The following is a 9,301-nucleotide window of genomic DNA, read 5'->3' on the forward strand; positions in this document are numbered from 1 at the left end:
CCGAAAGTCTCCGCTGACCACGACGCAACCGCCTGCTACCACAGCAGCCGCTTCAAGTCTCATGCCGTGAACGCAACGGGGAACCGCCATGTCATCGACCCAAAGCCGCTACCATGAGGTCTATGCCCGCTGGAAAGCCGATCCCGAGGGCTTCTGGGCGGAGGCCGCGCGGGAGATCGATTGGATCAAGCCCGCCGACAAAGTCTTCGATGCCACGGTCGGCGCCTACGGCACGTGGTTCACGGGAGCGGTCTGCAACACCTGCTACAACGCCGTCGACCGGCATTCGGCGACCCGGGGCGAGCAGGCGGCGATCATCTACGACAGCCCGGTCACGAATTCCAAGCGCAGCATCTCCTATACTGAGCTGCGCGACGAAGTGGCGACGCTCGCGGCCGTCCTGCAGGATATGGGTGTCCAAAAGGGCGACCGCGTCGTCATCTACATGCCGATGATCCCGGAGGCGGCGTTTGCCATGCTGGCCTGCGCCCGCATCGGCGCCATCCACTCGGTGGTGTTCGGCGGCTTTGCCGCCAAGGAGCTTGCCACCCGCATCGACGATGCCAAGCCGAAGGCGATCCTGTCGGCCTCCTGCGGCATCGAGGGCGCCCGCACGATCCCCTACAAGCCGCTCATGGACGAGGCGATCACGCTGTCCGTGTCCAAGCCCGATGCCTGCCTCGTCTACCAGCGGCCGCAATGCGAGGCTTCCCTGGTCGAGGGCCGCGATCTCGACTGGCAGAAGGCAGTTTCAGACGCCCGCCGGGCCGGAAAGCAGGCCGAATGCGTGCCGGTGGCCTCCACCGATCCGCTCTACGTGCTCTACACCTCAGGTACCACCGGCAAGCCCAAAGGGGTCGTGCGCGACAACGGCGGCTACATGGTGGCGCTCAAATGGTCCATGGGTAACTTCTTCGGCGTCGAGCCGGGCGAGGTGTTCTGGGCCGCCTCCGACGTGGGCTGGGTGGTCGGCCATTCCTACATCGTCTACGGGCCGCTGCTCCATGGCTGCACGGCGATCCTCTACGAGGGCAAGCCCGTGGGCACGCCCGATGCCGGCGCTTATTGGCGGGTCATTGCCGATCATGGGGTCGTGACCCTGTTCACGGCGCCGACCGCCTTCCGGGCGATCAAGAAGGAGGATCCCGGCGCGGAGCTCCTTAAAAAATACGATCTCTCGGCCTTCCGCGCCCTGTTCCTCGCCGGCGAGCGGGCGGATCCAGATACGGTGAAATGGGCCGAGGACATCCTGCAGGTCCCGGTGATCGACCATTGGTGGCAGACGGAGACCGGCTGGCCGGTTGTCGGCAACCCGCTGGGCTTAGGCGCGCTTCCGGTCAAGCACGGCTCACCCACGGTGCCGCTGCCGGGCTACACGGTGGAGGTGCTGGACGAGGGCGGCAAACAGGTCGCCCCCGGCACCATGGGGGCCATCGTCATGAAGCTGCCGCTGCCGCCGGGGGCGCTTCCGACCCTCTGGCAGGCGGAGGACCGCTTCAGAGAGGCTTACCTCTCCGTCTATCCGGGCTACTACAACACCTCGGATGCCGGCTACATCGACGAGGACGGCTATGTCTGGGTGATGGGCCGCACGGACGACATCATCAACGTGGCGGGCCATCGCCTCTCGACCGGCGGCATGGAGGAGGTCCTGGCCTCCCATCCGGCGGTGGCCGAATGCGCCGTCATCGGCGTGAAGGACGCGCTCAAGGGCGAGGTGCCCTGCGGCTTCGTGGTGCTGAAATCCGGCGTGCAGAAGACGCCCGAGGAGATCGAGAAGGACCTCATCGGCCTCGTGCGCGACAAGATCGGGCCCGTGGCCGCCTTCAAGCTCGCCATCACCGTGCCGCGTCTGCCCAAGACCCGCTCGGGCAAGATCCTGCGCGGCACCATGAAGAAGATCGCCGACGGCGATTCCTGGACCACGCCCGCCACCATCGACGATCCGATCATTCTCGAGGAGATCGGGGACGTGCTGAAGGCGAGGGGGCTGGCGGGCTGAGCCCTTTCCGTCATGGCCGGGCTTGTCCCGGCCATCCCGATGATGTGAGGCTTAGCGCTTCATGCAATCGGGATCACCGGCACAAGGCCGGTGATGACGTGGTGGGAGGACTTCGTGAAACAAAAAAGGCCCGGAGCGATCCGGGCCTTTTGCGTGAAACTTATTCCTCGTCCTCGTCGTCGCGCTTGAGCGTCTTGAGCTTGGCGAAGACCGAGTTGACGTCGATGGCCTCTTCCTCGACCGGCTTCGGGCGGCTCATGTCCGCGAACGGGTCGGCGGGCCGCTCGGGGGCCGTGGAGACCTCGGCCGGCATCAGGGTGCCGCCATGGTCCTGGGTTTCCACCTGCGGACGGTCCTTGGCAGCGCGCTGCACCTCGAAATCGAGGTCGATCTGCGAGCACAGGCCGAGCGTCACCGGGTCCATGGGGGTGAGGCTCGCCGAGTTCCAGTGGGTGCGCTCGCGGACCTGCTGGATCGTGGTCTTGGTGGTGCCCACCAGGCGCATGATCTGCGCGTCCTTGAGCTCAGGATGGTTGCGCACGAGCCAGAGGATCGCATTCGGACGGTCGTGACGGCGGGACACGGGCGTGTAGCGCGGCCCCTTCTTGACCCGCTTCTGCTCCGGGAGCTTCACGCGCGACTCGGCGAGGCGCAGGCGGTGGTTCGTGTCGCCCTGCGCCTTCTCGATTTCTTCGCGGGTCAGCTGGCCCATGCTGATGGGGTCGGCACCCTTGATGCCCGCGGCCACTTCGCCGTCGGCAATGCCCTTCACCTCGAGCGGGTGGAGCTTGCAGAAGTCGGCGATCTGATCGAACGACAGCGACGTATTCTCGACGAGCCAAACGGCTGTCGCCTTCGGCATCAGCGGTCCCTGGGACATGTAAGCGAACCTCCTTCAGGCCGGGCGCCGGATCATCGGCGCCGCACGGCAAAACTCTCTTGCGCTCCGAACCGGTGCGGACCGGAGCATCTCGTCTCACGATGTGAGGGAAACGGGGTGATTATAGGGATCGTGCCGCGATGTTGCAAATTTTAAAGGGTCAGGACGATCTTGCCGATGTGCTCGCCCCCGTCCATCCGGGCATGAGCCTTGACCACGTCCTCGAAGGCAAAGGTCGAATCCATCACGGGCCGGCAGCGGCCTTCCGCGAGCAGTGGCCAGACCCTGTCCTCCAGCGCGCGGGCGATGACCGCCTTTTCCGCCGGCGAGCGGGGCCGCAGGGTCGAACCCGTATGGGTCAGCCGCTTGACCATGAGGCGGCGGAAATCGACCTCGACCTTCGGGCTCTGGAGAAAGGCGATCTGCACGATTCGCCCGTCCTGGGCGGCGGCGTCGTAGTTGCGCGGGATGTAGTCGCCGCCCACCATGTCGAGGATCAGGTCAGCGCCCCGGCCGCCGGTGGCGTCCTTGGTGGCCGCCACGAAGTCCTGGCTCCGGTAATTGACCGCCACGTCGGCGCCTAGCCGCAGGCAGGCGTCGCACTTTTCCTGGGTTCCTGCCGTGGCGATGACCGTGGCGCCGAAGGCCTTGGCGAGCTGGATCGCCGTGGTGCCGATGCCGGAGGTGCCGCCATGGACCAGGAAGGTCTCTCCCGCCTGGAGGCGGCCCCGGTCGAACACGTTGGTCCAGACGGTGAAGTAGGTTTCCGGAATCGCCCCGGCCTCCTCGAGAGACAAGCCTGGAGGGACCGGCAGGGCGTTGCCCTCGTGCGCGACCGCATATTCCGCATAGCCCCCGCCCGGCACCAGGGCCATGATGGCTTGGCCGACGGAGAAGCGCCCTGCGCCGGGGCCGGCGGCCACCACCTCGCCGGCGATCTCGAGCCCGAGGATGTCCGGCGCCCCGGGGGGCGGCGGATAGCCGCCCTGGCGCTGGATCACGTCGGGGCGGTTGATGCCCGCGACCTTCACGCGCACCAGGATTTCCCCGTCTCCGGGTCGGGGAACGGGGCGCTGCACCACCTTGAGGACCTCGGGTCCGCCGCTGCCTTCCGCGATGACGGCGCGCATCATGTCCGGTGTCTGCCCCATTTTTCCCTCCTTTGGTCAACAAGCTCCCCGGATATAGGCTCTGTTGGCAAGGAATGCAGTCAGGATTAACGTCACGATCAACCTTGAGGAGGAGAATGCCATGGCCCTCGATCCCTTCGCCGATGACACGCGGCGCATCGTCAGCGCACACGAAATCGGCCAGGACCTGTCGATGCTCTCCATCGACGAGCTCGACGAGCGTGTCGGGATGCTCGAGCGGGAGATTGCCCGCCTCAAGGAGGCGAGGGCCAAGAAGGAGAGCTCCCTGGCTGCCGCAAGCGCCTTCTTCAAGCTCGGCCAAGTCTAGAGGCGCTTAACGGTGTATTAACCATTCGGTGGAATAAACGGAGATATCCAGGTCTCTCTCTGGATGCCGAGTGGCTTAGACGTCCACTCTGTTTGACGCTTCCCTGTTAGACTTCAAGAGCCGCCACGAGCGGCTCGACTTTTTTGGGCGATGCCGGGTCCTTGAGCCGGCGCATCGCTCAGGCCGGCCACGCCGCCGTCCCGCCGCCGGCTTAACCTTAAGAAGAGGTTACCGAGGCAAATCCTCCCGGACCGTCCTATAACTCATGGATGAGGTGCAGCCCTCCGCCCCGGCGGAGACCATGTCTTTTGGGAGAGACGCGTGAACGAGCCCGACGTGATCCAGCTTGGTGTCGATCCTGTCCGGTTCGGGCAGAGCTTCGTGGGGTCGGATGCCTTCAGGGCCCTGTTCCAGGAGGGCATGGAGCTGATCGAGGAGACGGCCGCCTACCTGGACGGCCCTGGCCGGGAGGAATCCCGTCAACTCGAGCGCCAGACGAGCCTCGTCTATGCCAGCGAGAGCATGCGGCTCACCACCCGCCTGATGCAGATCGCCTCGTGGCTCCTGCTGCAGCGCGCCGTGGCCGAAGGGGAGATCTCCCCCGATCAGGCTCAGAACGAGAAGAACAGGGTCCGGCTGAACTCGTCGGAGACCAATACGAGCATCGAAGAATATGAGGCGCTGCCGGAGCGCCTGCGGGAGCTCATGGGGCTTGCAACCCGCCTCCACGCCAGGATCCTCCACCTGGAGCGCCTGATCTCCGAGGCCGGACCCGCTGCCCGCCAGGCGCCCGTCAACCCTGTGGCTGACCAGCTCGGCATGCTGCAAAGGGTTTTCGGGCCGGCGGAGTGATGAAATCCCTTATTATGGACTGAAAGCCAACTGAGGTTTCGTGTGCCATCTGCGTAGAGAGGGTCACGGGCGCAGCTACTAAAGTGCGCCCGTTATGGAAGCTGCAGCTAGCTATATGTAATTACCAGTTCCTCTCAGGCTTATTGAGCCAGTCGCCGCAACCATAGTTTAGAGAGGCCCAGGAACCCGAGAGTTTTGCCACAAATAATTTGTCGTTCTTATCTACTAGGCCCTTAAGATTATCCCGAATGGTTGATGGGCTTGTAGTTGTGTCTAGCAGCCAAACAGACTCCATATCTTTACAGTATGTGAATTTTTTCAAGTAATCGTAAACTGGTTGGTAGTTTTGACCTGGTTGTCTCAGGTCATATGTAACTAGTACAACAGCCAATTTTCCCTCCTGTTATAGCGGAACAAGGAGGATATCCGCGTGCAACCATAAGTCGAGTAAATCTTTGGTTGTATGCTCAGAGTTAAACAAAAAAGCCCCGCTTGAGCGGGGCTTTTTGCATTCCGGGTTGAAACAACCGGCGCGGGGCGCCCGGTTACTTCTTGGTGCCGAGGCCCAGGCCGGCGAACTTCGAGTTGAAGCGCGACACGCGGCCGCCGCGGTCGAGCAGCTGCTGCGAACCGCCGGTCCAGGCCGGGTGGGTGCTGGGGTCGATGTCGAGGTTGAGGGTGTCGCCCTCTTTGCCGTAGGTCGAGCGGGTGGTGTACTCGGTGCCGTTGGTCATGACCACCTTGATGAAGTGGTAGTCGGGGTGATCGGTTTCTTTGCGCGCCATTGCCATAGTCCTTCTCGCGGCCAGCCAAGTCTGGTCAGCCCGCAATGTGAGATCGAGCCTGAATTGATGAATGCGCGCCTATACCTCACTTAAGTGGTTGAAACAAGCCGGGGCAAAGGTGCTAAACCGTCCCGGAGCACTTTTCGGCAAGACAGGCTCGGTTCGGTGCCGAAAATTGAGACAGCTCAAGAGAAAGGGCCTGATTCCGTGCCAATGGAAGCAGATCCGACCCGCGAATTTCGTCAACGAAGGCTGACATGGCCGATTTGCCCTCTGCCCAATACCGCTCCAAGGCCGCGCTCAGCGCTCTGAAACCGCTCATTCCCTACGGCCTTGCCTACAAGGGCAGGATCGCCGCAGCCCTGGCGGCCCTCATTCTGGCCTCTGGGGCGACGCTTATCGTCCCCATCGCCGTGCGCCGGGTGATCGATTTCGGCTTCTCGGACGAGGGCAGGGGCTACATCGATGCCTATTTCGTCCTTCTGATCGGTGTCGTCGGCGTGCTCGCTCTGGCCAGTGCGCTTCGCTATTACTGCGTCATCACCTTGGGCGAGCGGGTGGTGGCGGACGTGCGCTCCGCCGTGTTCCGGCACCTGACCTCCCTCGACCCGGCCTTCTTCGACCAGACCAAGAGCGGCGAGATTGTCTCGCGGCTCACCGCCGATACCACCCAGGTCAAGGCGGCCTTCGGGGTCAGCATCTCGATCGCGCTGCGCAACATCTTCCTGTTCCTGGGCGCGACGGTGCTCATGATCATCACGAGCCCGAAGCTCTCGGCCCTCGTGCTGCTCGCCATTCCGGTCATCGTCCTGCCCCTCGTGTTCTCGGGCCGCGCCGTGCGGCGGCGGTCGCGGGCGGCGCAGGATCGCCTGGCCGACGCGTCCGCCTATGCGGCGGAGGCCATCGGGGCCGTGCGCACCATGCAGGCCTTCGGGATGGAAAGCGCCACCGCGTCCCGCTTCGCTGCGGCAGCCGAGGAGGCCTTCGGTGCGGCTCGGCTCTCCACCACCATGCGGGCCTTTCTCACGGGCGCGGGCCTCTTCCTGGTCTCGGCAAGCGTGGTGGCCGTGCTCTGGTACGGCGCGCAGGACGTGCTGGCCGGCACCATGACCGGCGGGCGCCTGTCGCAGTTCGTTCTGTACGCGGTCTTTGCCGCAAGCTCCCTCGGCCAGCTCTCGGAGGTCTATGGGGAACTCGCCCAGGCCGCCGGCGCGGCGGAGCGGCTGGGCGAAATCCTCGCCGCCAAGCCGGCCATCGAGGCGCCGCGCAACCCGAAGCCCCTGCCGAACCCGCCGCTCGGCACGGTGGCGTTCAAGGATGTGCATTTCGCCTATCCCACCCGCTCAGAGCAGCGGGCCCTTCATGGCCTGAGCCTGACCGTGGGCTCCGGCGAAAGGGTCGCCATCGTGGGCCCGTCGGGCGCCGGCAAGAGCACGATCCTGCAGCTGCTGCTGCGCTTTTACGATCCGCAGGACGGCACGATCTGGGTCGACGGGGTGCCCATCCACGAGGCCGATCCCTTCAGCGTGCGCGCTCGCATGGCCCTGGTGCCGCAGGAGCCGACGATTTTCGCCGCCAGCGTCCTCGACAACATCCGCTACGGAAAGCCCGAGGCCACGGAGGACGACGTGCGCCGCGCGGCCGAACTCGCCTCCGCCGACGGCTTCATCCGGGCCCTGCCGCAGGGCTACGGCACCGTGATCGGCGAGCGCGGCGTGACGCTCTCCGGCGGCCAGCGCCAGCGCCTCGCGATTGCCCGCGCGATCCTGAAGGACGCGCCGATCCTCCTCCTCGACGAGGCGACCTCGGCGCTCGATGCGGAGAGCGAGCGCAAGGTTCAAGGGGCTCTCGACCGCCTGATGGAGGGCCGCACGACCCTCGTCATCGCCCATCGCCTCGCCACCGTGCGCTCCGCCGACCGGATCCTGGTGATGGACCAGGGCCGGATCGTCGAGGAGGGCACCCACGAGGCGCTGCTCGCCGAAGGCGGTCTCTACGCCCGGCTCGCGCGCCTCCAGTTCACGGGAGAGCGGGAGCAGAGCGAAGCCGCCGAATAGGCGGTCTCGGCGCAAAGAATTCTTGCTGCGGGTGGATGACTTCCTGCCCCGCGCCTCCATCTGACTTAAGATTGCTGCGTACATTAACGAGCCTCGAGAGATCAGCCGGGAGGACGGCATGGTCGTCAGCAAGAGACATCCGCAGGATTGTCCCCGCATCAACATCCACGAGTCGTGGGACCTCCAATACTGGTCCGACCGCTGGAGCGTCCCGCGCCGGCAGGTGGTTGAGGCGATCCGCCGTGTGGGCGACCACGTCCAAGACGTCGCGCAGGCACTCGGCAAGCGCTAGGGCGTCGGTCACCTCCGATCAGGAGCTTGCAGAGTGAATACTTTCCCTAATGCTGGACGAGTAGAAAAGTTCAGACATGAACGAATTTATACGTATAACTACTTAGGGAATATATTCAGATCGCGTTTCTATATTAATTTAATACATCATTCATCTATGTGATGAATGTTCGTCTCGCCTGAATACTGCGCGTCAGGGGGCGCGCGCTTCTCGTGGTGATGCGGGCAGGCCACCGAAAGACAATGCGTTTCCTCAACAATCTTAAGCTGATCGTCAAACTGGCGATTCCTGCAGTAATCATTATGGCCATCACGATCGGGTTGGTTGCGATCGCGAAGAACGGCCTGGACAGCCTCTCAGCCGATACGAGAGAATTGGCTGAGGTCGAGGCTGTTCGCCTCGCAACGATCCTGAAGATCAACTCGGAGGTGAACGAGGCCAGCATCCAAGAGAAGAACCTCATCATCTATTCGTCCGCCGATGTCGATAAGCTGGCGAGCGCCGAAAAGGTTTATGGGCAGTACAAGGCTCTGGCTCTGCAACACGTCGACGAACTGATCGCACTCCCCAGCACCCCGGAGCGTCGTGCCATGAATGAGGGAGTCAAGGCCACTGTCGCGGGCTACTTCACCGTAATGGACAAGAGCGTTGCCTTCGCCGTGAAGGATCAGGATGCGGCGGCACTTCAGATCTCGAATGGTGAGGGCCGCGATCTTCGCATCAAGGTGCGCAACCTCCTCAAGGAGCGTACCGATGCCAACGAAAAGGGGCTCGTCCAAGCCGGTGATGAAGCTGAAGCTCTCGCTGCTTCCACCTCCACGCTCCTGATTGCCTCGTCTGCCGGCGGCATCCTGCTTGCGATCACTCTGCTCGGGTCCATTGTGGTATTCGCCGTCGTGCGCCCTCTGAACGGGATGACGGGAGCGATGGGTCGTCTGGCTGCGGGCGATCTGGACGTGAGCGTCACCGGCACCG

General features: G+C 63.9%; 9 protein-coding genes. 6 read left to right on the forward strand and 3 right to left on the reverse strand.

Annotation, left to right across the window (positions count from 1 at the left end; genetic code table 11):
* Positions 1-88: 88 nt before the first annotated feature.
* Positions 89-2,002: a propionyl-CoA synthetase gene (locus JAO75_RS14015; RefSeq protein WP_199049759.1), complete on the forward strand. Its 1,914-nt coding sequence runs from the start codon at positions 89-91 to the stop codon at positions 2,000-2,002.
* Between the two features lie 160 nt (positions 2,003-2,162).
* Here JAO75_RS14015 and JAO75_RS14020 read toward each other — a convergent pair whose 3' ends face one another.
* On the reverse strand, positions 2,163-2,882 hold the full coding sequence (locus JAO75_RS14020) for a DUF1013 domain-containing protein (protein WP_199049760.1): 720 nt from the start codon (positions 2,880-2,882) through the stop codon (positions 2,163-2,165).
* Positions 2,883-3,034: 152 nt separating this feature from the next.
* Positions 3,035-4,033, reverse strand: coding sequence for an NAD(P)H-quinone oxidoreductase (locus JAO75_RS14025; RefSeq protein ID WP_199049761.1), 999 nt, complete (start codon positions 4,031-4,033; stop codon positions 3,035-3,037).
* 100 nt (positions 4,034-4,133) lie between these two features.
* Here JAO75_RS14025 and JAO75_RS14030 point away from each other — a divergent pair, with 100 nt between their 5' ends.
* Together JAO75_RS14030 and rcdA are read left to right on the forward strand one after the other, a co-directional pair.
* Positions 4,134-4,340 (forward strand): DUF1192 domain-containing protein, encoded by a 207-nt coding sequence (locus tag JAO75_RS14030; protein ID WP_199049762.1) that lies wholly within the window; start codon positions 4,134-4,136, stop codon positions 4,338-4,340.
* 321 nt (positions 4,341-4,661) lie between these two features.
* Positions 4,662-5,192 (forward strand): protease adaptor protein RcdA, encoded by a 531-nt coding sequence (gene rcdA, locus JAO75_RS14035; protein WP_199049763.1) that lies wholly within the window; start codon positions 4,662-4,664, stop codon positions 5,190-5,192.
* 545 nt (positions 5,193-5,737) lie between these two features.
* Here the strand turns inward: rcdA and rpmE are convergent.
* Entirely contained in the window at positions 5,738-5,977 is a 240-nt protein-coding gene (gene rpmE / locus JAO75_RS14040; RefSeq protein WP_199049764.1) for a 50S ribosomal protein L31, read from the reverse strand.
* Positions 5,978-6,234: 257 nt separating this feature from the next.
* Between rpmE and JAO75_RS14045 the strand changes: the two genes are divergently transcribed.
* From JAO75_RS14045 to JAO75_RS14055, 3 genes are all read left to right on the forward strand, one after another.
* Complete coding sequence (locus JAO75_RS14045; RefSeq protein ID WP_199049765.1) at positions 6,235-8,034, forward strand: ABC transporter transmembrane domain-containing protein; 1,800 nt, start codon at positions 6,235-6,237, stop codon at positions 8,032-8,034.
* A gap of 118 nt (positions 8,035-8,152) precedes the next feature.
* Entirely contained in the window at positions 8,153-8,326 is a 174-nt protein-coding gene (locus JAO75_RS14050; protein WP_199049766.1) for a DUF3606 domain-containing protein, read from the forward strand.
* A gap of 242 nt (positions 8,327-8,568) precedes the next feature.
* A partial coding sequence (locus tag JAO75_RS14055; RefSeq protein WP_199049767.1) for an MCP four helix bundle domain-containing protein occupies positions 8,569-9,301 on the forward strand: 733 nt, incomplete at its 3' end.

Source organism: Microvirga splendida (assembly GCF_016427565.1).
Classification (GTDB): Bacteria; Pseudomonadota; Alphaproteobacteria; order Rhizobiales; family Beijerinckiaceae; genus Microvirga; species Microvirga splendida.